The 23,390-nt window shown below is 63.5% G+C and carries 21 protein-coding genes, 1 tRNA gene and 3 pseudogenes; 17 read left to right on the top strand and 8 right to left on the bottom strand.

What is annotated here, in order from left to right:
• Window positions 1-12 precede the first annotated feature (12 nt).
• A complete protein-coding gene (locus tag EN861_RS04915; protein ID WP_135862656.1) occupies window positions 13-855 on the bottom strand; it encodes an urease accessory protein UreD in 843 nt (280 codons plus the stop codon).
• Window positions 856-1,056: 201 nt separating this feature from the next.
• On the opposite strand from EN861_RS04915, the gene EN861_RS04920 reads away from it, so the two are divergent.
• The 3 genes from EN861_RS04920 to EN861_RS04930 all read left to right on the top strand — a co-directional run bounded on the left by EN861_RS04920 (window position 1,057) and on the right by EN861_RS04930 (window position 3,411).
• Window positions 1,057-1,311: an acyl carrier protein gene (locus EN861_RS04920; RefSeq protein WP_127275258.1), complete on the top strand. Its 255-nt coding sequence runs from the start codon at window positions 1,057-1,059 to the stop codon at window positions 1,309-1,311.
• 4 nt (window positions 1,312-1,315) lie between these two features.
• A complete protein-coding gene (locus tag EN861_RS04925) occupies window positions 1,316-2,524 on the top strand; it encodes a beta-ketoacyl-[acyl-carrier-protein] synthase family protein (protein WP_127275259.1) in 1,209 nt (402 codons plus the stop codon).
• A gap of 182 nt (window positions 2,525-2,706) precedes the next feature.
• A complete protein-coding gene (locus EN861_RS04930) occupies window positions 2,707-3,411 on the top strand; it encodes a glutathione S-transferase N-terminal domain-containing protein (RefSeq protein ID WP_127275260.1) in 705 nt (234 codons plus the stop codon).
• Window positions 3,412-3,437: 26 nt separating this feature from the next.
• Here the strand turns inward: EN861_RS04930 and EN861_RS04935 are convergent, their stop codons facing one another.
• The 4 genes from EN861_RS04935 to EN861_RS04950 all read right to left on the bottom strand — a co-directional run bounded on the left by EN861_RS04935 (window position 3,438) and on the right by EN861_RS04950 (window position 7,633).
• Window positions 3,438-3,785, bottom strand: coding sequence for a hypothetical protein (locus EN861_RS04935; RefSeq protein ID WP_127871246.1), 348 nt, complete (start codon window positions 3,783-3,785; stop codon window positions 3,438-3,440).
• A gap of 114 nt (window positions 3,786-3,899) precedes the next feature.
• Complete coding sequence (locus EN861_RS04940) at window positions 3,900-4,526, bottom strand: nucleoside triphosphate hydrolase (protein WP_135862658.1); 627 nt, start codon at window positions 4,524-4,526, stop codon at window positions 3,900-3,902.
• A gap of 81 nt (window positions 4,527-4,607) precedes the next feature.
• The gene (locus EN861_RS04945; RefSeq protein WP_135862660.1) at window positions 4,608-5,699 is read right to left on the bottom strand and encodes a hypothetical protein; all 1,092 of its coding nucleotides are present in this window, start codon (window positions 5,697-5,699) and stop codon (window positions 4,608-4,610) included.
• A gap of 122 nt (window positions 5,700-5,821) precedes the next feature.
• Window positions 5,822-7,633, bottom strand: coding sequence for a methyl-accepting chemotaxis protein (locus tag EN861_RS04950; RefSeq protein ID WP_135862662.1), 1,812 nt, complete (start codon window positions 7,631-7,633; stop codon window positions 5,822-5,824).
• A gap of 226 nt (window positions 7,634-7,859) precedes the next feature.
• Between EN861_RS04950 and EN861_RS04955 the strand changes: the two genes are divergently transcribed.
• The 5 genes and pseudogenes from EN861_RS04955 to EN861_RS36050 all read left to right on the top strand — a co-directional run.
• Entirely contained in the window at window positions 7,860-8,753 is an 894-nt protein-coding gene (locus EN861_RS04955; protein WP_127275265.1) for a D-alanyl-D-alanine carboxypeptidase family protein, read from the top strand.
• A gap of 410 nt (window positions 8,754-9,163) precedes the next feature.
• Window positions 9,164-10,090, top strand: a complete 927-nt coding sequence (locus EN861_RS04960) for a DUF1003 domain-containing protein (RefSeq protein ID WP_135862665.1) — start codon at window positions 9,164-9,166, stop codon at window positions 10,088-10,090.
• Between the two features lie 199 nt (window positions 10,091-10,289).
• Window positions 10,290-10,366: transfer RNA gene (locus tag EN861_RS04965), tRNA-Arg, on the top strand.
• A gap of 343 nt (window positions 10,367-10,709) precedes the next feature.
• A pseudogene (locus EN861_RS04970) lies at window positions 10,710-10,993 on the top strand (hypothetical protein).
• 3 nt (window positions 10,994-10,996) lie between these two features.
• Window positions 10,997-11,086 (top strand): annotated as a pseudogene (locus tag EN861_RS36050) (DNA-3-methyladenine glycosylase I); the annotation flags it as partial.
• Between the two features lie 95 nt (window positions 11,087-11,181).
• Here the strand turns inward: EN861_RS36050 and EN861_RS04980 are convergent.
• Window positions 11,182-11,826 carry a TetR/AcrR family transcriptional regulator gene (locus tag EN861_RS04980; protein WP_189343555.1) on the bottom strand — a complete coding sequence of 215 codons (645 nt, stop codon included), beginning with the start codon at window positions 11,824-11,826 and terminating at the stop codon, window positions 11,182-11,184.
• An 87-nt stretch (window positions 11,827-11,913) separates the two neighbouring features.
• Between EN861_RS04980 and EN861_RS04985 the strand changes: the two genes are divergently transcribed.
• The 5 genes and pseudogenes from EN861_RS04985 (at window position 11,914) to EN861_RS05005 (ending at window position 16,045) form a co-directional block, all read left to right on the top strand.
• The gene (locus tag EN861_RS04985; protein WP_210212391.1) at window positions 11,914-12,597 is read left to right on the top strand and encodes a hypothetical protein; all 684 of its coding nucleotides are present in this window, start codon (window positions 11,914-11,916) and stop codon (window positions 12,595-12,597) included.
• A 579-nt stretch (window positions 12,598-13,176) separates the two neighbouring features.
• Window positions 13,177-13,866: pseudogene (locus EN861_RS04990) on the top strand (HAD family hydrolase); the annotation flags it as partial.
• 464 nt (window positions 13,867-14,330) lie between these two features.
• Window positions 14,331-15,095, top strand: coding sequence for an SDR family NAD(P)-dependent oxidoreductase (locus EN861_RS04995; RefSeq protein ID WP_135862668.1), 765 nt, complete (start codon window positions 14,331-14,333; stop codon window positions 15,093-15,095).
• 150 nt (window positions 15,096-15,245) lie between these two features.
• A complete protein-coding gene (locus EN861_RS05000; RefSeq protein WP_135862671.1) occupies window positions 15,246-15,563 on the top strand; it encodes a metalloregulator ArsR/SmtB family transcription factor in 318 nt (105 codons plus the stop codon).
• Window positions 15,560-16,045: an SRPBCC family protein gene (locus EN861_RS05005; protein ID WP_135862673.1), complete on the top strand. Its 486-nt coding sequence runs from the start codon at window positions 15,560-15,562 to the stop codon at window positions 16,043-16,045. Before EN861_RS05000 ends, EN861_RS05005 begins: the two co-directional genes overlap by 4 nt.
• Before the next feature lie 33 nt (window positions 16,046-16,078).
• Here EN861_RS05005 and EN861_RS05010 read toward each other — a convergent pair whose 3' ends face one another.
• Both EN861_RS05010 and EN861_RS05015 read right to left on the bottom strand, forming a co-directional pair.
• Window positions 16,079-16,879, bottom strand: coding sequence for a class I SAM-dependent methyltransferase (locus tag EN861_RS05010; RefSeq protein ID WP_127275273.1), 801 nt, complete (start codon window positions 16,877-16,879; stop codon window positions 16,079-16,081).
• 109 nt (window positions 16,880-16,988) lie between these two features.
• Window positions 16,989-18,110 (bottom strand): LacI family DNA-binding transcriptional regulator, encoded by a 1,122-nt coding sequence (locus EN861_RS05015; RefSeq protein WP_189343556.1) that lies wholly within the window; start codon window positions 18,108-18,110, stop codon window positions 16,989-16,991.
• Between the two features lie 605 nt (window positions 18,111-18,715).
• Here EN861_RS05015 and EN861_RS05020 point away from each other — a divergent pair.
• The 4 genes from EN861_RS05020 to EN861_RS05035 all read left to right on the top strand — a co-directional run bounded on the left by EN861_RS05020 (window position 18,716) and on the right by EN861_RS05035 (window position 23,385).
• Window positions 18,716-19,678, top strand: a complete 963-nt coding sequence (locus EN861_RS05020; protein WP_127275274.1) for a sugar-binding protein — start codon at window positions 18,716-18,718, stop codon at window positions 19,676-19,678.
• 212 nt (window positions 19,679-19,890) lie between these two features.
• Window positions 19,891-21,429 (top strand): sugar ABC transporter ATP-binding protein, encoded by a 1,539-nt coding sequence (locus EN861_RS05025; RefSeq protein WP_135862999.1) that lies wholly within the window; start codon window positions 19,891-19,893, stop codon window positions 21,427-21,429.
• Window positions 21,430-21,529: 100 nt separating this feature from the next.
• Window positions 21,530-22,525, top strand: a complete 996-nt coding sequence (locus EN861_RS05030) for an ABC transporter permease (protein WP_127871236.1) — start codon at window positions 21,530-21,532, stop codon at window positions 22,523-22,525.
• Between the two features lie 80 nt (window positions 22,526-22,605).
• Window positions 22,606-23,385 carry an SDR family NAD(P)-dependent oxidoreductase gene (locus EN861_RS05035; protein WP_135862675.1) on the top strand — a complete coding sequence of 260 codons (780 nt, stop codon included), beginning with the start codon at window positions 22,606-22,608 and terminating at the stop codon, window positions 23,383-23,385.
• Window positions 23,386-23,390 lie beyond the last annotated feature (5 nt).

Raw genomic sequence — 23,390 nt, forward strand, 5'->3', positions numbered from 1 at the left:
ATGCGGACACAGTCACAGTGACCATAATTTGGGCAACCCCGCCCTTCCGTTGAGCAATCCGACGAGCGGGACCAGCCGTTGGCGCAGCTGGTAGCCGTCCTCGGCGTAGAGCCTCGCAAGAAGCTTGCCAGATGTCTTCACGGTCCAGACACTGGCGCCACCTCGGTCGCCAATGATCTCCCGGACCGGATCGAGCAGAGCCTCGGCTCGCGGCGACACCAGCAGCAGCGTTGCCACGGCGATCGCGCCACCGGATATCGCCGTACGGGCCAGGGTGTCGGCAATGGCAGGTCCGATGCGGAAATCCTCGGCATGAATGAGGGCTCCTTGCCTGCGGATACGCCAGCGATCGCGAAAAGTGCCCTGCGCGGCACGTTCGCCCATGGCCAGGCGGCCGAAGACGGCCGCTTCCAGCACCAGCGCCTCGGCTCCGGCCGCAAGCTCGACATCGAGCGTGCGGGCAAAGGCGGCGCGGTCGAAGACGATGGTTTCCTGCGGCAGCCAGGCGATGCTGCCGTTCTCGCCGACGGTCAGCTTGACCCGCACTTCGGCATGGTCCGATGCGGCGCGATAGACTTTTTCGCAGGCCTGGGTTGTTACCGCGGCGCTGGCATCCGCGCCGACATCCACGTCCCAACCGAGGCGGTCGCCGCCGGTCAGCCCGCCGGCGGTGTTGATCAGGACGGCCTCCAGCGGACCGGCCGAAACGGCCGGCAGCCTTATCTTGGCCGAGCCGTCCTGATAGAGGCGCCGCAGCCGCGTGCGGCCGTCGACGCTGGCGCAACCAAGCTGCGCCTTGCCCGCCGCGCGCTGGGCCAGTTGACCTGATAACTTCGTATTTTCGATCGTATCCACGCCGTCAGGTTAAGCACTGTGGCGGTTTTGTCGACATATAGCTTGTTGCTTGATGGCGTTTCCGTTTCTATAGAGGGAACCACCTTGGTACGGTCGGGCGACGCTTGACGGGGGTATAAGGCGAAGATCGCGGCCTGATATCGAGGATAAGAAGGCGCTGTTCAGTTGGCGCCGGGAAACGACAAGTGGGGAAGAAACCGAATGGCTGACCAGCTGGCAACGGACATCATCGAGAAGATCAAGGCCCATGCCGAGCCGGGCGGCGAGGAAATCACCACCACTACCGAATTGACGGCGCTCGGCATCCATTCGCTGGAGTTGACCGAGATCATCTTCGACCTCGAGGAGCAATATGGCATCGAAATCGAGATGAACACGGTCGATGCCTGGAGCAATCTCAAGAATGTCGGCGACATGGTCGAGGCCGTTCGCGCGCTGATCGAAAAAAAAGCCTGACCGAATGCTGAAGCGCGTCGTCATTACCGGCATCGGCGGGCTGTGCGGATTGGGCACCGATGCGCAGGCAATCTGGGCCGAGATGCGGGCCGGCCGGTCGGCGATCGGCCCGATCGACAATCCCTTCCTGCACGACCTGAAGGTCAAGACCGGCTGCGAGATCAAGGCACTGCCGGATCACGGCATCGAGCGCAAGCAACTGGTGTCGATGGATCGCTTCAGCCTGCTGGCGGTGATCGCGGCGAAGGAAGCCATGCGGCAGTCCGGATTGGTGCCGCATGCGGACAATACCTATCGGATGGGAACCATCGTCGGTGTTGGCGTCTGCGGGTTCGAGACGGTCGAGGAGAACTATCGCGCCATCCTGATCGAGGGCAAGAATCGCGCCGGCATCTTCACCGTTCCCCGGGTCATGCCGGGCGCGGCCGCCGGCCAGGTCAGCATGCATCTGGGTTTGCGCGGACCGGTGTTCGGCGTCACTTCGGCCTGTTCGTCAGCCAATCATGCCATCGCCTCTGCGGTCGACCAGATCAGGCTCGGCCGCGCCGACGTCATGGTGGCCGGTGGCACCGATGCGCCGCTGGTGTGGGGCGTGCTGAAGGGCTGGGAGGCGCTGCGCGTTCTGTCGCCCGACACGTGCAGGCCGTTCTCGGCCGACCGCCAGGGCCTAGTGCTGGGCGAAGGCGCCGGCATGGCGGTTCTGGAAAGCTACGACCACGCGATGGCGCGCGGCGCCACCATTTTGGCCGAGATCGCCGGCGCCGGCCTTTCGGCCGACGCCTCCGATATCGTCGCGCCGACCGTCGAGGGTCCGGAAGCGGCCATGCGCTTCTGCCTGGCCGATGCCGGGCTCAATCCCGAGGATGTCGACTACCTCAACGCGCACGGCACCGGCACGAAGGCCAACGACCAGATCGAAACCCTCGCGATCAAGCGCGTCTTCGGCGACCATGCCCGCGCGCTCTCCGTCTCATCGACCAAGTCGATGCACGCGCATTGCCTCGGCGCCTCGGGCGGGCTGGAGATGATCGCCTGCGTCATGGCGATCCGCGAAGGCGTCGTGCCGCCAACGGCGAATTACCGCGAGGCCGATCCCGACTGCGATCTCGACGTGACGCCGAATGTCGCGCGCGAGCGCAAGGTGCGCGCCGCCATCAGCAATGGCTTTGCCTTCGGCGGCACCAATGCGGTGCTGGCCTTCAAGGCCATCTAGTACCGGGCGGTCACCACCTGTTCGGGCGGCTACTATCCGCCCGGGCGATCCGATCGATTGACTATCCATGCACGGTGAAAGCGTCGCCGCCATATTGATCCGGCCCGACCGCAGCCCTAATTCTTGGCCGACCCGCCAACACCGCGCCGCTTGGTGCGAATCCCCCCGCTCAGGAGTTCTCGATGGCCGACCTGTCCGCCTTTCCGATCGCAACCCGTTGGCCTGCCAAGCATCCCGACCAGATCCAGCTCTATTCGGCAACGACGCCGAACGGAGTGAAGATATCGATCGCGCTGGAGGAACTCGGCCTGCCCTATGAGCCGCATCTGATCAACATCGGCAAGAACGAGAGCTGGACGCCGGAATTCCTGTCGCTCAACCCCAATGGCAAGATCCCGGCGATCATCGATCCCGACGGCCCGGACGGCGCGCCGATCGGCCTTTTCGAATCCGGCGCCATCCTGCTCTACCTGGCGGAGAAGACCGGCCTGCTCATGCCCGTTGACGCGGCGCGGCGCTACGAGACGATCCAGTGGGTCTTCTTCCAGATGGCGGCGATCGGGCCGATGTTCGGCCAGGTCGGTTTCTTCCACAAATTCGCCGGCCGCGAGATCGCCGACAAGCGGCCGCTGGAGCGTTACCGCGACGAATCGCGCCGCCTGCTCGGCGTTCTCGACGTCAGGCTGAAGGGCCGCAAGTGGATCATGGACAATGACTACACCATCGCCGACATCTCGCTGCTCGGCTGGGTGCGCAACCTGATTGGCTTCTACGAGGCGCGCGACCTGGTCGGCTTCGACGATTTCGCCAATCTGGCAGCGTGGCTTGAGCGCGGCCTGGCGCGGCCGGCGGTACAGAAGGGCCTGACCATCCCGGCGCGAAGCTGAATCTGCCCCCGCCGGGAAGCGCGTCGCTACTTTGCTTTCGCCTTGGACCCGCCCTTGCCGACGACAGATGCGGCGAGAGACGCGACACTCCGCGCCGTGGCCACGACCGCTCCGGCCGCGACGTTGGCTGCCGTGCGAACCTTCGAGCCGCCGGCCGCGGCCGGTTTCTTCGCCTGGGCGGTCTTCGCTGCCGCTTTGGGCGCGGTCACCTTCGACGCGCTGCCTGGCACGACTTTCTTGGGCGATGCCTTGCCGAAGGCCGGCTTGGCATCCTTTGAGCGCTGGGCGACCGCTGGACCAGCCCCGGCCTTCGATTGCGTCGCTTTCGGTTGGGCTGACTTGCCCCTGACGGGCTTTTTTGCCTTGGTTGCCATCGGACGGAATCCCTCTTCTGGCATGATTGCCTGACCGGGATAACGCCTTGTAAGTCTTAAGGTTCCCGTCGAAAAATACTCAAAATTAAACAGGTTAATCCAGATTGACCCGGGTTAATCGAACCCGGGTTGACCAATGACCAGGTCGGCCGCCCGGCGTCGTGCCAGCACGCGTTCGATGTTGGGCATGTCGTTGGAAGCTATCCAGGCCCGCGCATCGGCTTCGGAACGGCCATGCTCGTGCCAGCGTTCCATCAGGCGGCGTTCGAGTTCATTGCGCGGTACGTCGACGAAGATCGAGAAATCGAACAGCGGCGCAAGGCGCGACCACGGCTCCTCGTCGAGCAGCAGGTAATTGCCTTCGACCAGGATGAATTTGGTCTCGGCATCGACGATCGCCGCAGCGGCGCGCGACAATTCCATGCTGCGGTCGAAGACCGGAATGGCAATGTCGGGCTCGCCGGCGCGGATGCGTTTCAGAAGCGTCTCGAAGCCGCCGAAGTCGAACGTGTGCGGCGCACCCTTTCGCGCGCGCAGGCCGCGCCGCTCGAGCACGATGTCGTCAAAGTGGAAGCCGTCCATGGGCACGACTTCCACCGCGCCTTCCGGCAAAAGGTCGTGCAGGCCCGCCGATAATGTCGACTTGCCGGCGCCCGGCGGTCCGGCAATGGCAACAATGAAGCGCTTGGCCTTGCCGGCGCGCTTGAAGATGGTGGCGGCGAGGTGGGCGATTTCGGACATTTTGGCTCCTTCCGCACGATTTCAGACGCATCTTGTCGGCAGTTGGCGGAAATTTCAAACCCTGCCGTTGGCTGGGTTGCACTATGCCGCCGCTGGCTGGCCGATGCGCAGGAAATCACTGTCGAACGGCACCTCCGAGGCCGCGGAGCCAGCCAGCCGAAGGCGGCCATCCGCCGTGGTGATCTCTCGTGGGGGTTCGCCACTCGACAGCGGCAACGCACCGATGACATGGCGGAACGAGACGCCCTCGCCGAGCGCGAATGCCGTCGCCACGCCTTCGCGCTTCAGCCAGTTGTCGCCGAGCGAGGCGGCATGGCCGATCGCCGTGCGCCCGTCCTCGATGCCGAGCACGCCAAGATGGCGGCCGCTCCACGGCGCGTAGTCGCGCCCGCCATTGCTGAACCACAGCATGGTGACCGGCAGTTCGGCCGGGTTTTTCAGCACCAGCACCAGATCGTCCTCGGCCTGGCGCGCAAGCGCGGTCCAGCCAGGCCCGCCATGGTCGGCCTCGACCAGGGTGAGGAAATCCTCGCGCCGATCCTCCATGCGGTAGTCCGTGAGATCCAGCGTACCGCCGCCGGCAGCGGGGAAATGCGCGAGGTCGGACGACCGACTGGGATAGGCCAGCATGAATCGGCCACGTCCAGGATCCGGCTCCAGCGGATCGGCAGGCGTGGCGGCAAACCGCTTCGGCGAGAAAGCCAGCCTGCCGCCGCCCTTCATCGCCGTCATCGGGTGATGGGCGACCGAGATCCCGCCATGGCCGCCGGAAAATACGTGTTCCTGGTAGAGGAAGGGATGGTCGTCGCGCAGCGTGAAGATCTTGTCGACGCTGGCGCCCATCACCTTGTGGCGCAGCCGGAAGACGGCGCGCCATCCGCCATCCGTGGCGCCGCTTTCGACCACATCCCAGGCGCTGTTGGCCGGCCAGCCATGCAGCGGCGCCTCCTCGACATCGCTGCGCGAAAAAGGCGCGCAGAGAAAGTCGCCGGAGAGCCGGACGGTGCCCTGCGGCAGGTCTTGAGGCAGCGTCTCGCTTGCGTCGACCCATGGCGCGCGGTGCAGTGGCCGCAATTGGCGCCCGCCGCTCTCGATGCTCATGTCGGCGATGTGGCCAACCGTGAGGTCGAGCGAAACCGAAATGCCTTTGGCCTTGATCGTAACTGTATCCATGGCGCTCTCACCCGAATCTGACGGGTGCCAAGAAGAACCGGTTCGGCGCACCGCGCAAGCGCGCGGGCGCGCATTTTGCATCAGATTTATGCCCGCCTTCCCACACGCCGAAAGGTGCGAGCCTACTGCCGCTTGTATTCCCGCACCGGCGATTTTGTCCCGTCGGTATAGGTCACCTGCACCGACATCGATTTCACGCTGTCGGCAACCTTGAAATAGGGCTGGAAATCATCGGGGATGGCGTAGGGGTCCTTGGCATTGCAGGGCGGCATGGCAAGCGCCTTGTCGAGCACGGCGCCATTCAGGCTGTAACGCACCTCCTTGATGGCGCAGCGGTAGGACAGCATCTGCGTGAAATAGACCAGCCCGTGATTGCCGCTGGCGTCGAAGGCGATCCATGACGTCCAGAACTGGTCGAGGATCTGCTTGTTGCGTTGCTGCAGGGCGGCATCCGGATCGAAGCGGATGTCGAACGGGCCGGTCTCGCGCCCCCTGATGTCGAGATATTTGATGGCGATGGTGGTCGCCGCCGTGCTGTCGGGCAGCTCAAAGCTCGGATTGGGCATCGGCTTGCCGGTGCGCTGGTCGTTGAGCGCCAGCGGGCCGGTGTCGGTGAAGGGGCCGGTGTCGCCAAGACGCCAGGATATCGCGGTTGCCGGCTCGGGCAGCGAAATGGTCATCGACCAGCCCTGGTTGGAGCGCATCGGCGTCAGCGAAGGCACGAAGCGGGCGGGGTCGAGGACGTCGCCAAGGGCCGCCAGCCGGCTGCGGCTGCGGTCCAGCCAGTCGGCAAGCTGGGTCTGATCGACGAAATATTTGAGCAGCCCGCCATCTTTTTCGTAGGAGACGAATTTGGTCAGCGACTGGGCTTCGCTGCGCTTGTCGGCCAGCGTCTGGCTGCCGAGGCGATCTTCCGAAAACTCCTGCGCCTCGAGGTAATAGGCCGGCGCGAAATCCGGATTGGCCGATATGAAGGCGCTGAGCTTGTCGAGCCGCTGCGCGTCGTCGAACTGCATGATATGCACCAGCTTGATCGACAGCGCCTTGCCCTTGTCGGCCAGTGCCCCGAACACTTCGCGGGCGCCCGCCTTGCCGTCCTGGACCCGCAGCAGCGTGGCAAAGCGCGTATAGGGGTCGATGGCGTCGACGTCGAAACCCGCAAAGGCGAGGTAGGAGCGCCGCGCGTTGAGCATGTCGCCCGACAGCTCGTAGACACGGGCATTGTGGTAGAATTCGTCCGGCCGTTTCGGTTCGGCGATGGCGCCGCCTTGCGCGGCCAAGGTGGCAAACCCCTTGGCGATCGTGTCGATCGAGGCGGCGATCTGTTCGGTCGTCGCCTGCAGCTTTTCGGCCTGGGCCACTTGCTGCTGCTGGCCTGCGGCGAGCGTCTCGGTCGTCTGCTTGACCGCTTCGACGGTCTTTTGCGTCTGCGCCCCTTGCGCCGTCTGCTGCTGCTGGGCGGAGGCGATCTGATCGGTTTTTTGCGCAGCCGTGTCGGTCGATTTCTTGACCTCTTCGACGGTTTTCTGTGTCTGCGTGACGGTCTGCTCGATCCTGGCCACCTTTTCGGCGACGATGCCCATCGACTTCTGCAGTTGCGCGATCGCCGGCACCAGGCCGGCGATGATGCCGTTCTGCGAACTGGTCTCCTTCTGCACGGCGTAGACGCCGCCGGCAACCGCCGCCGCACTGGTGGCGAACACCAGCGCCGGCAGTGCCTTGGCCGCCAGCACCAGCCTGAGCACGATGGCAATGGCGATGATCACGGCCGCGATCGAGGCAACCAGCGCGATATAGGCGGCAAACGGCGCCAGCGGGTTGAGAATGTCGGAAACGGCGCCGCCGATGAAGGCGATGCTGCCGGCCCATTTGCCGGTGCGGCTGAGCGATGCCCTGATCAATGACGGCGCGGCGCCAGCCCCAATGTCAGTCATTTTGCAACCCCCAAGCCGCCAGATGCCACACTCCTTCCCACGGGAAACGCGGCTCTGGCAAGGAAAGACAGGAACGGGGCGATTTCGGGGCGGCGGAAGCGGAGCTCGAGTTCCTCGCCCCACTCGACATTCCCAGGGCTAACCGGCATTAACCAAATGGACGCATCCGCCGCGTTACGTTAGCTTCGCCTTATCTCAGCAACAGCATCGCCAGAACAGTCAGCCCTTGTCCTTTCCGCGTCTCTTTCCGCTCTTCCAGAAAATCCTGGCTGTCCTGGCCCTGGCGGCCTTGGTTGCCGGCTGCTCGACCACAACCCCGCCCGACACGGTGCTGTCCGTGCCGGCGCCGCCGCAGAAATACGCCGCCATCGTCGTCGATGGAAAGAGCGGCAAGCAGCTGTTCGAGGTCAATTCGACGGCGCAGCGCTATCCGGCGTCGCTGACCAAGATGATGACGCTCTACCTGCTGTTCGAGGCGATGGACACCGGCCGCGTCACCAAGGAGACGCAGATCCCGGTTTCCGATCACGCCGCCTCGCAGCCGCCGACCAAGATGCGCTTCCGGCGCGGGGAGACGATCGACGTCGATTCCGCCATCCGTGCCATCGTCGTCAAATCGGCCAACGACGTGGCGGTGGCGGTGGGCGAATATCTCGGCGGCTCGGAAGACCAGTTCGCCGCCATGATGACATCCAAGGCGCGCCAGCTCGGCATGAGCAGCACCACCTTCCGCAACGCATCCGGCCTGCCCGACGACGGCCAGATGACGACCGCGCACGACATGGCGGTGCTCGGCATGTCGTTGCAGCGGCGCTTCCCGCAGCACTTCCATTATTTCTCCGAAAGCGACTTCATGTTCCGCGGCAGGCTGGTGCGCGGCCATAACGACATGCTCGGCCGCGTGCGAGGCGTCAACGGCATCAAGACCGGCTATATCAGGGCTTCCGGCTTCAACATCGTCACCTCCTACGATGCCGACGGCCGTCAGCTGATCGTGGTGGTGATGGGCGCCGACTCAGCCCGCCAGCGCAACGACCATGTCGAAGCGCTGATCCAGCGCAGCCTGTCGCCCACCATGGCCGACACCAAGACCAGGCTGATGTACGCCGAACAGCAGTAAAGAACTAGCTGGCCTTGTTGCCGGCGATTGCGCGGAGCCTCCCCCGAATTCGTCATCCACGGGCGGAGCAAGGAGCGTAGCGACGCGGCGCAGACCCGAGGATCCATGCCGGGACTCTGAAGCTGTCGCCACGGTCCAGAATTCTGCACCGTTGCACCCTCCGACAAAAGTCGCGGCATGGATCCTCGGGTCTCCGCGACGCCGCTGCGCGGCTGCTCCGCCCGTGGATGACGAAGCGCCTGCGGAGGCCGTCGCCGCCAAGAAGCTAACAAAAACCCTGCAGCCGGCTATTGTTTCACGACTGTCACGCACTCGTGCGGAAGGCATGCCATACGCTGCGAAAACCCATGGTGGCACTGCCCCGCCGCCATGGCGTATCCTAACTTACAGCGCGACAGCAGGAGCCCATCATGAGCACCGTTCCCAAGGCATCCGAGCAGCAGGGCGCCGACAACCAGAACGACAGCGGCGGCGAGTATTTCGAGGCGCCGACCACCGAGGCCGATCTGCAGGAGGTTTCGGACGAGCATTTCGACACACCCGAAGTGCCGGACTCCGAACCGACGCCGCCCGACGCGTCGCGGATAAAGCCCAGGAAGAAACCGTCGGCGATCTCGGGCCGCAAATTCCGCAAGCGCGACCTGGTGCGCATCGACACGCTGCGCCCGAGCCTTGCCGACCGTATCCGCTCCGACCATCCGGACCTGCCCAAGGGCGCGCGCGTCAGCCGCGAGGAGCTCGGCCGCTACCGCATGCGCTACATGGAGGAGCTCCTGCAGCAGGAGCACGGCGAATTCTCCGAGCTCGACCGCCAGGTGGTGGAATCGATCGCCAAGCAGGACACGATCTCCGAAAACTCGGAAGAGGAATTCGAGGAGCACAGGACCTTTCCCGACCGCGTCTCCGACAACATGGCGGCCTTCGGCGGCAGCTGGTGGTTCCTGATCTCGTTCGCCACCGTGCTTCTGGTCTGGATCGGCATCAACCTGTTCGAGGGCTTGAACGGCGCCTTCGACCCCTACCCGTTCATCCTGCTCAACCTCTTGCTCTCCTGCATCGCCGCCATCCAGGCGCCGGTCATCATGATGAGCCAGAAGCGCCAGGAGGTGAAAGACCGCCTGCGCTCCTTCAACGAATACCGCGTCAACCTCAAGGCCGAGCTCGAAGTGCGCCACCTGCACGAAAAGCTCGACTATTTGATCTCGCGCCAATGGACACGGCTGGCCGAAATGCAGCAGATGCAGCTCGATGCGATGAACGAGCTGGCCGGCGCCAAGAAAGCCAAACGCGCGGTGCGCCGGCGGCGGACGGCGAAGGGTGCGGCGGGGCCACAGTGAGGAGTTCCTCGCCCCCACGCAGTGGGGGAGAGATGGCTCGGCGAAGCCGAGACGGAGAGGGGGAGCGCCATATCCAACAAGCGCACGCCGTGAGAGGGCAATCGCCAATTGCCCGTTGAAGCCCGCGCCGGCTTCCGCTAAGAAGCCGTGACTTGCCGGTTCACCGGCTGGTTCGTTTTCCGGACTCCTTGTCCCGAAAGCACCCGTAGCTCAGCTGGATAGAGCGCTGCCCTCCGAAGGCAGAGGTCACAGGTTCGAATCCTGTCGGGTGCGCCAGTTTCTCTTTTTTGCCAAGGTTGAGATCGAGGGTTCAAATCCCCCGGATCGCGCCACGCCTTAAGCTGCTAATCCGAATCGACGGTTCGCGTTCAGCTGGGCTCACTGATCTCTTTCCCACACGGCCGAGAAGTCAGCCGGACCGCTGCCCATAGGTTCTAACCGGGGCGCGCCGCGATCGCATTGAACCGCGCCTTGAGATTGTCGAGAAGCCAGGTGCCTGCACGGCCCAAGGGGCGGTCTCGCAACTGCGCGGCATGGATGACCAGGGGCCCGTGAACGCTGGCGGGATCGTCTTCTATTGGCAGCGGGACAAGGCGTTTCTCGGCCTGATGGAGAGACCATGTTCGTCGTCACCCTTCGCTTTGCTGACAAGACCAAAGCGCCCCTATTCATGGATGGGCACAACGCCTGGATCAAACGCGGCTTCGACGATGGCGTTTTCCTGCTGACCGGCAGCCTTCAGCCGAGCGCAGGCGGTGCGATCCTCGCGCACAATGCGTCTCCTGAAGAGACAGAGCTCGTGTGCAGGATGACCCCTTCGTCGCCGAGGGGATTGTCAGCGCTGAAATCCTCCCCATCACACCGGGCCGTACCGACGAACGGCTCGCCTTTCTGAAAGGCTGAGTGATGAGCGCGACGATCCTCGGGCCGGACGGACGCCCGCGTTGCCGCTGGTGCGCGGCCGCGCCCGAATTCCTCGCTTATCACGACACCGATGGGGCAAGACGAGGTCAAGGTCGTGCACGTCGATATGCGGCTCATCCCAGTCGATCAGAGACGAAACTTTATCACCAGACGCGCCACGATGGCCGCTATGGTGCCGTGCCCAACTCTTTGAACAATATACGTGCGTAGAACTCCACGCATTCTCCAACCCGTGCGGTGACTTCCTCATCGCTATCGTTCCATGGTGTTTCAAGGCCGATAGCGGCCCTGCGCAAGGGTTCAGCAACAAGAGCGGCAAGGATCATCCGGGCAGATCGGATGCCATCAAATGATTGGACATCGGCTTGGTACTCGCGCAGCCAGTTCGCCACGGCCAGCACTCCCCGCTCGACTCCGTTTCGATTATAGATTTCTGCGAGCCGTTCTCGGCCCTCCGTGTCAGCGCAGATGAGACGGAAAAGGGCTACAGCTTCCTTGGATAGGGCGATCCGAAAAATCCTGCTCAATAGCTCCCGCAAGCTCCCCGGATCAGGACGCGGCTCGCCCGGCCGGTGATCTCCACTGGTTTGGAGTTGCTCAGTCCAGGACGCTACGATTTTCCCGACCAGTTCCTCACGATTGGCCGCCATAGCGTAAACAGTCTTTTTGGCAACTCCTGCGCTACGCGACACCGCATCTATGCTGAACTTGGCAAATCCCTGGTCAAACAGAAGCTGTGTTGAGGCTTGGAGAATTTTGCGTTCCACCTCAAGCCGATTACGGGCCGGACGCCCTCTCGCTCGCTTTTCCAAACTTGATCTCCTTGACCAACGTTGTACGAACGGTATACCGATCATATTTAGGAAACGAAGAGCGTTTCCTAAATATGGGAGATGGAAATGCAACATGAATTGGACGCAGCAATCCCTGTCGCACTGCTGCACGCCGACCCAATTAGACTCGAAATGGGTATCGAGCGCTTCGCCTCCGGCACCCTCACGGTCGCCTGCAGAACGATAATGCCAGGGTGCAATGGAGCGATGCTGGAATGGTGGTTCAAGTATTTTGAAACCGACGAACACCTTCGCTGGTGGCACCCAATTGATCACAAGCGCCATTTCGGTTGGGACGAGCTTTGGAAAAAAGGTGAGAACTACATCGGCGCGACGATAAGGGCGACGGAGTCGCTAGGAGAGGTTCCTCCGGTCAAAGCAACCATCAAATTCCTAAGCCCAGCCGCATACTTCAGTGCCACGGACATCGATGCCGCAAAGAAGGTGGGCGGCGTATCCGCACTTTTCTACGCCGGAATTGGCTTTGGCGATGATGTTGAGGTTGACGAGCATGGAATTCCAACAAGCGGCCGGATGATGCACGTCACACGGGACACGCCCGATGGCCTCGTTCTGCGAAGCAGATTCGTTCTTGGTCTCGATAGCGACAAGGGCGGCCACGCTGTCCCGGACGAGATCGGACTGGGGCTGATGCGCCATTGCCATTCGGAGTTCTCGTTCCTCGCGAAGGCACTTCCGTCTGTATATTATGGTGATCTCGCAAATTCTCGACCTGCCGACAACTGGTAGCCTCTCCCGACTGAAATAACGGTAGATAGCCGAGCGTCTGCGCATCAGAGACGCTCGGCCTTCTAAGATGCCTCGTTGATAAGGCACAGCTCTAACAAGCCCTGCTGCCAAGCGTTGGGAGGAGCGGTCTTCCACGCCCTGTCCAACACTCTTGGCACTTTTCCAGTTGTCGTCTATGCGCGCTCTGCGACATTGCGGTCGCGGTGCGGGTAGGTGGGCTGCCGACCAATCGGTTCGGTCAATGACACTCGGGTTCAGGTCGCCACTTGCTCGAGTTCCGATGGCCCATTTGGCGACAGGCAATAGGTTGTTGAATGGCAGACATGGGACCGTGAGCCGAATGTCGGCTTATTCAGGTCGTCTGGCCGGAACCGGCCTTTCTGGAGTCGGCCCCATTCAGACCTTCAAACGTTGCCCGATTGCATGGAGTCCTCCTTCGTCAGCCGCTTTGTGCAACGGGGCAATCGGCGGTCTGCTGAAATCCTCGGTGCGAAACTGCCTAAAGGAGGGCTATAGCGTAGACGTAGTTCTCATCATCACCCGGCGCGGCGCGCCATCAGGCAGTTGATCGATGGCGCCAAATCGGTGATTTCCAACGACCAGAAGGCCTTGCTCGCTTCGGGCGAGAAGGGGATTTTCGAGATCATGGCGGCGACGCACGCCGGAATGACCACGGAGGAGTTCACAAAGGCGGTCGTCGAATAGACAAAAAACGCCCGGCACCCACGCTTTAATCGCGCCTATGTCGAACTTGTCTACCAGCCGATGCTGGAGTTGCTGGAGTATCTGCGGCAAAACGAGCTCAAGATGTTCATCGTTTCGGGCGGTGGAATTGATTTCATGCGCCCCTGGGTGGAGCAGGTCTACGGCATTCCGCCCGAAAGGATTGTCGGCTCGTCAGGGATTACGAAATTCACGGTTCAGCCGGATGGAACGCCGGCATTGGTCAAGGATGCGAAAGTCGATTTCATCGACGATGGTCCGGGCAAGCCTGTCGGTATCCACAGGTTCATTGGGCGCAAGCCGATCCTTGCCTTCGGCAATTCGGATGGTGACCAGCGGATGTTGGAATGGACCGCCTCCGGCAATGGAGCGCGATTCATGGGGATCGTGCATCACACCGACGCCAAGCGCGAATACGCCTATGACCGAAATTCGCCGGTCGGCAAGCTTGACAAGGCCTGGGACCAGGCGACCAAGCGGGGCTGGATTGTCGTCGACATGAAGCAGGATTGGAAGAAGGTCTTTCCATTCGAAATCGCCGACTAAGGCTTGCTCGGCAGCGCGCCTTGGTGGTGACGCCGCGCTATCTCCCTGGGACCGAACCATCGCTCCTTTTCGCTGCCATACCGACCTCCCGTTCCGGACCCTCGCCGTAAGGGCGGCCCCAGGGTCCGATGCAAGAGCTCGTCGGCCGGTTCGCTCGCGCCGACCGCTCACCACCGTCCCAGCCTCTCCGGGAGTCCGTTCGGCAGGAGCCTATCTTCGCGCCGGCAGGCGCTTTGCCTCACAATCGCAGCAGGCCTATCATAGCGTCCCCTCGCAGCACATCGCGCCGCAAGCCGTAGCTGGGTGATTAGGACCGTTATTGCTGGGGTGTGGTGTGGACTTAGTTGTCGCTTTCCTCCACCGTGGGATGCCAGTTCCATAGGGTCCGTTCCCGACACACAGGTTACGGTTTGTACCGGAGACATAAGTGACACGTTTGGCCCGAACGGGTTTTGGAGCCTGATTTGGCCGCAACCACCCCCAAAACCAGGCGTGTCCTGATCACCGGCGCCGGCGCTGTCGACGGCATCGGCTTCGCCATTGCGCGCCAGTTTGGCCAGGCCGGGCATGCCGTTTTCCTGACCGGCGCCAGCGCGCGGGTGCTTGAGCGCGCCGGCGGGCTTCGCGGCGAGGGCATCGATGCCAAAGCCGCTATCGCCGATCTCACCATCGCCGCGGAGGTGGAGCGGCTGCGGGCAGAGGTCGGTACTGTCGATATCCTGGTCAACAATGCCGGCATGGGATCGCTGGCCTCGCCGTCCGTCGACAAGACGTTCCTGACGATGAGCGAGGCCGAGTGGGACCAGGGCATAGACACCAGCCTGAAGACGGCGTTTCTCGTCACCAGGGCGTTTCTGCCGGCGATGGTCGAAGCGGGGTATGGGCGCATCGTCAATGTCGCATCGGTGACCGGGCCGCTGGTCTCTTACCAGGGCACCGCCGCCTATTCCGCGGCTAAGGCCGGGATGGTCGGCCTGACCCGGACATTGGCGCTGGAAGTGGCGCGGCACGGCGTCACCGCCAATGCCGTGGCGCCGGGCTGGATCGAGACAGGCGCCTCGAGCGAGCCGGAGCGGATAGCGGCCCTGCATGCGCCGCCGGGCCGCGCCGGCCGGCCGGACGAGGTCGCGGCGGCAGTCGTGTTCCTGGCCTCCGAGAGCGCCAGCTATATCAACGGCGCCTTGCTCGTCGTCGACGGCGGCAACAGCCTTGAAGAACGCAAGGGATAGATCTCGCGGCCGGGTGGATCTCGACCTGACGTAATTCCTTCCATCCAAACGAATGCGATCTCTCTTTCGGGAGAAATTCCCGCACTGCCAAACAGGGCCTACTAGGTGCGCCCGCTTGACTCAATCATCAGTCTGCACTAATCATAAGTCATGACTGTTGATAGTCCACAGCTTGCCGCCTTGGGCGATCCGACCCGAAGGCAGATTTTCGAGCTGATCGCGGAGCGGCCGCGCTCCGTGGCGGAGGTCACGCGGCAGGTCAGCGTGTCGCAGTCCGCGGTGTCACAACACCTGAAGGTGCTCAGGGATTCGCGGCTGGTGCGCGCGGAGCCGAAGGGCGCCAGCAACGTCTACCACATCGATCCGCACGGGCTTGGCCAGATGCGCGCCTGGCTCGACCGGTTCTGGAGCAAGACTCTCGCGGCCTACAAGCTGGCTGTCGAGACCCCACCAGAGGAGTCACCATGAACACCCAGGTCCCCATCGCCTCCGTGAAACAGTCCGTCGTGGTCGAGGCGCCGATCGAACGCGCCTTCAAGGTTTTCACCGAGGATTTCGGCAGTTTCAAACCGCCAGAGCACAATCTGCTTGCAGCCGAGGTCGCCGAGACGGTGTTCGAGCCTCGGGTCGGTGGCCACGTCTATGATCGCGGCGTCGACGGCAGCGAGTGCCGCTGGGCGCGCGTGCTGGCCTATGACCCGCCCAACCGCGTGCTCCTGAGCTGGGACATCAGCCCGCAATGGCGCATCGAGACCGACCCGGCCAAAACCAGCGAGTGGGAGGTGCGGTTCACCGCCGAAACGGCTGAGCGTACCCGCGTCGAGATCGAGCACAGGAACCTGGAGCGCCATGGCCAGGGCTGGGAAGGCGTCCGCGATGCCGTCGCCGGCGATCAGGGCTGGCCACTCTACCTGCAACGCTATGTCGATCTGGTTGCACTGCAGGCCTGACAGCAGCTTTTAAAGGCGCTTCGCTGCCTGCGGTCAGGGCACCATGCCCCTGCACGCCCAGGCCACATTGGCGAACGACCTCGGCCCGTCCGGTCGTCCGGCCTGATAGGCATCGCGAACGGCAGCCTCGGCGCGCTCGCGTTCGGCTGCCTCCAGCGTGGTCATGTATTTGCCGAGCGGGCCCTCGCCGGCTGATATCGGGGCCCAATAATCGGCGAAGTCCTGATAATCCATGCGGATCATCAGCTCGGTTTCGGTCACGTCGGCCAGCCCCTGTTCCACGAAACTCCGCTTCATTTCGCCGGGCTGCATCATCGGCTGGAAGCAATAGCGGCTGCGCAGCTGGCGTCCGCTCTCGCTGAGCGCCGCCACAGTGTCGATCATCATGCGCATGCCCGCCATGCCGCCGAGATGGTCCCACACCACGGCCGCGACCACGCCGCCCGGCCGAGTAACACGGCGCATTTCGGCAACCGCCTTGCCGGCTTCCGGCACGAAATGAAGCACCAGCAGGGCCAGCGCACGGTCGAACGCATTGTCCGCGAACGGCAAGGCGGTGGCGTCCGCCTGCTGGATTGCGATGCGCGGATCGGCGTTGCGCCGCTTTGCCGCCTCGACGAAAACAGGCGAAAAGTCGATTGCCTCGATCGCCGCGAGTTCGGCGGATTTCGCCAGCTCGAACGTCAGGCTGCCGGTGCCGCAGCCGACGTCGAGTATCTTTTCGCCAGGGGCAAGTCCGGCGAAGCCGATGAACTTGGGCGCGAGCTTTCGGCTCCAGCGGCCCATGAGTTGCTCGTAGCCGGACGCGTCATGAACGGTGAAACTCGATGTCATAGGCGCCTCCCCCGGCTGCAGGCGCAGGCTAGACTCCTATCGAGATGAAGCCAAGACGCGGGGAGCACGGTGAATGCCTGCATCCGGGACGGGACAAGGGACCGGTGGTTTATGCGAAGCCCCTGAACGTCGCCACGCTCTCCCGCTCCACCAGTGGACACTCCAGCTTGGTGATGGGATAGCGCCCCCGTCCCGCCACCGCCGGCGCTTCCAGCTGCTCGATCGCCCATTGGCCCATGGCCATATGCGGCAGGATCGAGGTGGTCAGCGGCGGGAAGAGATGGCGGGCGATTTCCTCGTCGTCGTAGCCGACGACGGAGATATCTTGCGGGATGTGCAGGCCGGCTTCCTTCAGCGCCTCGTAGCAGCCGATCGCGGTGCGGTCGTTCTGGCAGAAGATGGCGGTCGGGCGGTCCTTCAGGGCCAGCAGCTTCACAGTCGCGGCGTAGCCGGCGCTGGCCGACCAGTCGCCCTCCACCACCAGTTCGGGGTCGAACGGGATGTCGGCGGTGGCGAGCGCCCGGCGGTAACCTTTGAGGCGGTCCTGGGCCGCCTGCATCCAGGGTTCGCCTGTGATGGTGGCGATGCGGCGGTGGCCGTGACTGATCAGATGGCGGGTCGAGCTCTGGCCGCCGGCGATCTCGGAGGGCACCACGGCGGGGAAGGCATAGTCCGACGTGTAGCAGTTGAGCAGGATGACCGGGATGTTGAGGCCGTAGAGGAAATCGGGCGCGGTGATCTCGCGGGTGAAGATGGTCATGTAGATCAGCGCCGAAATGCCCCGCCTGGTCAGCGCTGAAATGGCGCGCGGCTCCATCACGGCGTCGCCCATGGTCTGCGCCACCAAAAGCACGTTGCCGGCATTCCACGAGGCCTGGCGCGCGCCCTCTATGGCGACCACGGCCTCCGGGCTGGTGGCGAGCTGGTCGACACAGAAGCCGATCACGCCGTCGAGTCCGTCGAAGGCGGCGCCCTCGAAAGCCGCAACCGGCTGCTTCAGCGCCGAGAAGGCAGGGGCGCTGTAGCCGAGCGCCCGCGCCGCCTCGATCACCCGCTCGCGGGTCTGCTGCGACAGGCGAATGCCGGGCGAATTGTTGAGCACGAAGGAAACCGTGGCCTGCGAGCAGCCGGCGGCGCGCGCTATATCGGTCATGGTGACGCGGCCCTTGGGCTTTGCCGGCGCCTTGCGACGCTTCGCGGTTGCGATGTCCGGGTCCGTCGTCTCGCTCATGCCGTAGATGTCCCCCAATCCCCAGCCTGTCTAACGGCGGCCTGCCGGGCCGACAAGATGACGTGACGCCGCCAGTCCGTGGGCGCGTCGGGCAAACTAATAACTATTATCACCCTTTGCAGCCCATCCCGTCATGCAGGCCCAGCCTCGCAAAAATACCCAGATCGCAAGGGCTCCGGCTGCGCTCGGACAAGCATCGCTGCGCCATCGAATCGGTTCGGCTATGACACCCGAGCGCCACCAGATCGGTCCTTTGCTAATAGTATTTACTAATACAAGGATGCGCTGTACCGTCAATCCACCGCATCCGGCCTGATCGGTCCGGTTGCGGTGGACGTGTCTGTGAATAGCCCGATGGCGAGCGGATATTGCTTCCACAAACCATGTCTCAGATATGTGATATGTCAGACAAATCGGACTATTTACGAATGAAGAATGGTTGTCTAAAGTCCGTGGCCGTGGCTGGGAACGACGCCATTCTTTTCAGTGCCGGGAACCCCTTGAGGAGGAGGCGTCCACGCCGCAGACGGCAATTCAGGTGAGCAAGACAATTCTAGTGAGCAAGTCCGGCCAGTCCTACGACTGACCAAAACGGGAGGTTGAACATGAAATCCTTGATACGTAATGCATCCATGGCCGCCGCGGCCCTGGCTGTCGGCCTGACGGCGACGGCCATCGCGCGCGCCGACGACAAGCCGACGCTGGCCTTCGTCGTCAACGGCGCTTCCGACTTCTGGAAAGCGGCCGAAGCCGGCGTCAAGAAGGCGCAGGGCGAACTGCCCGACTACACGCTCGAACTCAAATATCCCGAACAATCCTCGGTCGCCATCCAGCAGCGGCTGATGGACGATCTGGTGACCGCCGGCGTCAAGGGCATCATGGTCTCGGCCGTCGATCCCAAGACCTCGACCGATGGCTTGAACAAGATCGCCTCGCAAACGGCGCTGTTCACCACGGACTCGGATGCTCCGCAGACCAAGCGTGTCGCCTATATCGGCTCGTCCAATGTCGACGCCGGCAAGCAGGCGGCCGAAATCGCCAAGAAGGCGATGCCGAACGGCGGCAAGTGCCTCGGCTTCGTCGGCCTGCTCGGCGCCGACAATGCCAAGGAGCGCATCCAGGGCATGAAGGACGGTCTCGCCGGCACCAAGATCGAGCTCGTCGACGTGCGCGGCGACGACATCGACCAGGCGCGCGCCAAGAAGAATGTCGAGGACGCGCTGGTCGCCAGCCCCGACGTCACCTGCATGGTCGGCTTCTACTCCTACAACACGCCGCGCATCTATGAAGCGCTGCGCGACGCCGGCAAGCTCGGCTCGATCACCGTCGTCGGCTTCGATGACGATCCGATCACGCTGGGCGGCGTCAAGGAAGGCACAGTTGCCGCCACCGTCGTGCAGCAGCCCTTCGAATGGGCCTATCAGGGCATGAAGCTGATGGCCGCCTATCTCAAGGGCGACAAGTCGGGTATCCCGGCCGGCAATTTGATCATCATCCCGACCAAGATCATCGGCAAGGATGACGTCGACGCCTATGCCGCCAATCTCAAGGCGATGGCAGGTAACTGATCGGCGTTGGCGCTGCCCCTCATCCGCCTGCCGGCACCTTCTCCCCGTATAGTGACGGGGAGAAGGGAGATGGCCGCGACGCTGGCGAGCCCCTCTCCCCGTCTCTATTCGGGGAGAGGGTAAGGGTGAGGGGCGGCGCGACGTTTCGCTTTTTATTGACGGGTTCGATCAGGCCAGTCAGTCTGTGAGCCCGCCAAACGCTGTCAGGCATGATGAATTATTCCGACACATCCATCGCTGCGACCACCCCGTTCCTCAGCTTGGAGAACGTGCGCAAGACCTATCCGGGCGTCGTGGCGCTCGACGGGTTTTCGATGGAGGTCAGGCCGGGCGAGGTCATCGGCCTAGTCGGCGAGAACGGCGCGGGCAAATCCACGCTGATGAAAATCCTCGGTGGCGTCACCACGCCGGATACCGGCACCATCACGGTCGACGGCACCGCCCATAAGGGCCTGAGCGTGGAGGGCAGCCTGGGGTCCGGCATCGCCTTCGTTCACCAGGAACTCAATCTGTTCGAAAATCTCGATGTCGCCGCCAACATCTTCTTCGGCCGCGAGCCGCTGCGCGCCGGGCCGCTGCGGCTGGTCGACCGCGCGAAACTGCGCGAAATGGTGGCGCCGCTGCTGAAGCGCGTCGGCGCCAATTTTTCCGCCGACACACAGGTCGCGGATCTCTCGCTGGCGCAGCAGCAGATGGTCGAGATCGCCAAGGCGCTGTCGATCAAGGCAAAGCTGGTCATCCTCGACGAGCCGACATCGAGCCTGCCGCTCGCCGAGACCGACAAGCTGCTCGACGTCATCAAGGCGTTGAAGGCCGACGGCATCTCGGTCATCTTCATCTCGCACCGCCTGCACGAGATCGAGCGCGTCGCCGACCGCGTCGTCGTGCTGCGCGACGGCATGCTGGCCGGAACATTGGGCAAGCGCGACATCAACCACGACCAGATGGTCAAGCTGATGATCGGCCGCATGCTGAAGGAACGCGAGAAGGCCTCCGAAGCCGCGCGTGCCCCCGGCGCCGTGGCGCTCTCGGCCAAGGCGGTCCGCACCCCCACCTATCCCAGCCGGCCGGTCGATCTCGACGTCAGGCGCGGCGAAATCCTTGGTCTCGCCGGCCTCGTCGGCTCCGGTCGCACCGAACTGGCACGGGTCTTCTTCGGCATCGAAGCCAGCCTTGGCGGCACGCTGGAGCTCAACGGCAAGCCGCTGACGCTGGCGAGCGCGGCGGACGCCGTCGCGCAAGGCATTTTCCTCGTGCCGGAAGACCGCAAGCTGACCGGCATCCTGCTCGACCTGTCGATAGCGCAGAACATTTCACTCCCCAATTTGCCGGCACATGCCAAACGCACGCTCGTCTCGAACAGCGCGGAAGCGGCTACCGCTGAGAAGCAAAAGAAGAATCTCGGCATCAAGGCACCTTCGGTGCAGACACGCACCGGCACGCTGTCTGGCGGCAACCAGCAAAAGGTCGTGCTCGGCAAATGGCTGGCCATGAACCCCAAGGTGATGATCCTCGACGAGCCGACGCGCGGCATCGACATCGGCGCCAAGGCGGAGATCTACGGGTTGATGCGGGCGCTGGCCGATGCCGGCGTCGCCGTGCTGATGATCTCCAGCGACATGGAAGAGGTGATCGGCGTCTCCGACCGCATCGCCGTGATGCATGAGGGCCAGATCTCGGGCATCCTCGACAAGGACCATTTCAGCCAGGAAAACGTGCTTTTGCTCGCGGTGGGCAAGCCGGCAAACTAATGCATGCCCGCGCAAAAGTTGCCCGCGGTTTTTTGCGGCAACGGCATGCATAAACAAAGAGCTGAAGCGCGCGACGCGCCTTAGCTAAGCGGAGACGACGATGACAAAGAAAGATCTCGGCCTGCTGATCCTGATCCTGGTGGTCGGAGCGATCGTTGCCGTCATCAATCCGCGCTTCCTCTTGCCGATCAATCTCGCCAACACCTCGAACCTCATCGGTCTCTTCGGTATCCTGTCGATCGGCCAGGCCTTCGTCATCATCACCGGCGGCATCGAGCTCTCCGTCGGCTCCGTCGTCGCGCTGCTGGGCACGCTGTTCATCGACTTCATCGCCGTGCGCGGCATGGGATGGCCTATCGCCTTCGTACTGATCCTGGTGCTCGGCGCGATCATCGGGCTGGCGCATGGCTGGCTGATCACGCGGCTCAAGCTGCAGCCCTTCGTCGTGACCCTGTGCGGCCTGTTGATCTACCGCGGCGTCGCGCGCTTCTACACCGCCGACGGCACGGCAGGCTTCGCCTTCGGCCAGAATTTTCCCGATCTCGAATTCCTGACCGCCGGCCGCTCCTGGGGCGTGCCGAACTCCTTCTTCGCGCTGATCGTCATCGCCATCGTCATGTGGGTGGTGCTGCACCGCTCGGTGTTCGGGCGCTATCTCTACGCCATCGGCAAGAACGAGGAGGCGGCGAAATATTCGGGCATCCGCACCGGGCGCGTCGTCATGGCGGCTTACGTCATCTGCGGCGTGCTCACCGCGCTGTCGGCGATCTATTTCGCCATGTACACGCGCTCCATCTCGCCGGCCAGCCATGGCCAGTTCTACGAGCTCTACGCCATTGCGGCGGCGGTGCTCGGCGGCTTCTCGCTGCGCGGCGGCGAGGGCTCGCTGATAGGCGTCATCCTCGGCACGGTGCTGTTGCAGGAATTGCAGAACCTGGTCAACCTGCTCGGCATCCCCTCCTCGCTCAACTTCGCGGTGATGGGGGGCGTCATCCTCATCGGCGTGCTGGTCGACCAGCAATGGGGCGTGTTCCGGGCGCGCCGGCGGATGGTCGATGCCGCCCGCAAGGGCGCGGTCGGGGCGGCCGCGGAATAAGTCTCGCGCGCCCGTGTAGCTGCTTGTTCCTGCCGCCAGATTATTATAATAGCATAACTTGTGCGGGAGGCTGACGGGACATGCGCTGCGATTTGCGAGGCAAGGTGGCGCTGGTCACGGGAGCCGCCGGCGCCATCGGCAGTTCGATCGCCAAACGCCTGTCGGACAATGGCGCGGCGATCGTCGTCGCCGACATAAATGGCGAGGGCGCACGCCAGGTCGCGGCCGGGTTGAGCGATGCGATGGCCTGCACCACCGACATCCGCGACCCCGCATCGGTGGACGCCGCGATCGCCGCGCTCATGCGGCGCTATGGTCGCCTCGACATCCTCATCAACAATGCCGGCGTCAACACGCTGGCGCATCGCGTCACATTAGACGAATTCCCGGCCGACGAATGGCACCGCATCACCGGCATCGACCTCGATGGCCTCTACATCGTGAGCCGGGCAGCACTGGCCCCGATGCTTGACGCCGGCAAGGGCGGGCGCATCGTCAACATCGCCTCCGTCGTCGGGCTCGCCGCCATGCGATTGCAAAGCCCGTTCGTCGCCGCCAAGGCCGGCATCATCCATCTGACGCGGTCGATGGCAATCGAACTCGGCGCCAGGGGAATTCTCACCAACGCCATCGCGCCGGGGTCGGTGATGACGGCGCTGACCGCCAAGCTGTTCTATGGCGAGGACGGCAAGTTCGCCGGGCGCACGCAGGAATTCCTCGACCATGTGCCCCTCGCCCGGCCTGCCCAGCCGGAAGAGATCGCCGAGGCGGTGCTGTTCCTGGCCTCGCCGGCCGCCAGCTATGTCAACGGCCAGGTGCTGGCCGTCGATGGCGGCTGGACGGCTGGATACATGATGTGAGCGGG

It is taken from the genome of Mesorhizobium sp. M8A.F.Ca.ET.218.01.1.1 (genome assembly GCF_004791165.1).
In the GTDB taxonomy this organism is placed as follows: Bacteria; Pseudomonadota; Alphaproteobacteria; order Rhizobiales; family Rhizobiaceae; genus Mesorhizobium.

Bases quoted from the DNA above. Each gene is read 5' to 3' on its own strand.
- EN861_RS05030 (WP_127871236.1), top strand. From the start codon at position 21,530: ATGACAAAGAAAGATCTCGGCCTGCTGATCCTGATCCTGGTGGTCGGA.
- EN861_RS05035 (WP_135862675.1), top strand. From the start codon at position 22,606: ATGCGCTGCGATTTGCGAGGCAAGGTGGCGCTGGTCACGGGAGCCGCC.
- EN861_RS04960 (WP_135862665.1), top strand. From the start codon at position 9,164: ATGAGCACCGTTCCCAAGGCATCCGAGCAGCAGGGCGCCGACAACCAG.
- EN861_RS04920 (WP_127275258.1), top strand. From the start codon at position 1,057: ATGGCTGACCAGCTGGCAACGGACATCATCGAGAAGATCAAGGCCCAT.
- EN861_RS05000 (WP_135862671.1), top strand. From the start codon at position 15,246: ATGACTGTTGATAGTCCACAGCTTGCCGCCTTGGGCGATCCGACCCGA.
- EN861_RS04925 (WP_127275259.1), top strand. From the start codon at position 1,316: ATGCTGAAGCGCGTCGTCATTACCGGCATCGGCGGGCTGTGCGGATTG.
- EN861_RS05010 (WP_127275273.1), bottom strand. From the start codon at position 16,879: ATGACATCGAGTTTCACCGTTCATGACGCGTCCGGCTACGAGCAACTC.
- EN861_RS05025 (WP_135862999.1), top strand. From the start codon at position 19,891: ATGAATTATTCCGACACATCCATCGCTGCGACCACCCCGTTCCTCAGC.
- EN861_RS04930 (WP_127275260.1), top strand. From the start codon at position 2,707: ATGGCCGACCTGTCCGCCTTTCCGATCGCAACCCGTTGGCCTGCCAAG.
- EN861_RS04950 (WP_135862662.1), bottom strand. From the start codon at position 7,633: ATGACTGACATTGGGGCTGGCGCCGCGCCGTCATTGATCAGGGCATCG.
- EN861_RS05020 (WP_127275274.1), top strand. From the start codon at position 18,716: ATGAAATCCTTGATACGTAATGCATCCATGGCCGCCGCGGCCCTGGCT.
- EN861_RS04935 (WP_127871246.1), bottom strand. From the start codon at position 3,785: ATGGCAACCAAGGCAAAAAAGCCCGTCAGGGGCAAGTCAGCCCAACCG.
- EN861_RS05015 (WP_189343556.1), bottom strand. From the start codon at position 18,110: ATGAGCGAGACGACGGACCCGGACATCGCAACCGCGAAGCGTCGCAAG.
- EN861_RS05005 (WP_135862673.1), top strand. From the start codon at position 15,560: ATGAACACCCAGGTCCCCATCGCCTCCGTGAAACAGTCCGTCGTGGTC.
- EN861_RS04940 (WP_135862658.1), bottom strand. From the start codon at position 4,526: ATGTCCGAAATCGCCCACCTCGCCGCCACCATCTTCAAGCGCGCCGGC.
- EN861_RS04945 (WP_135862660.1), bottom strand. From the start codon at position 5,699: ATGGATACAGTTACGATCAAGGCCAAAGGCATTTCGGTTTCGCTCGAC.
- EN861_RS04985 (WP_210212391.1), top strand. From the start codon at position 11,914: ATGCAACATGAATTGGACGCAGCAATCCCTGTCGCACTGCTGCACGCC.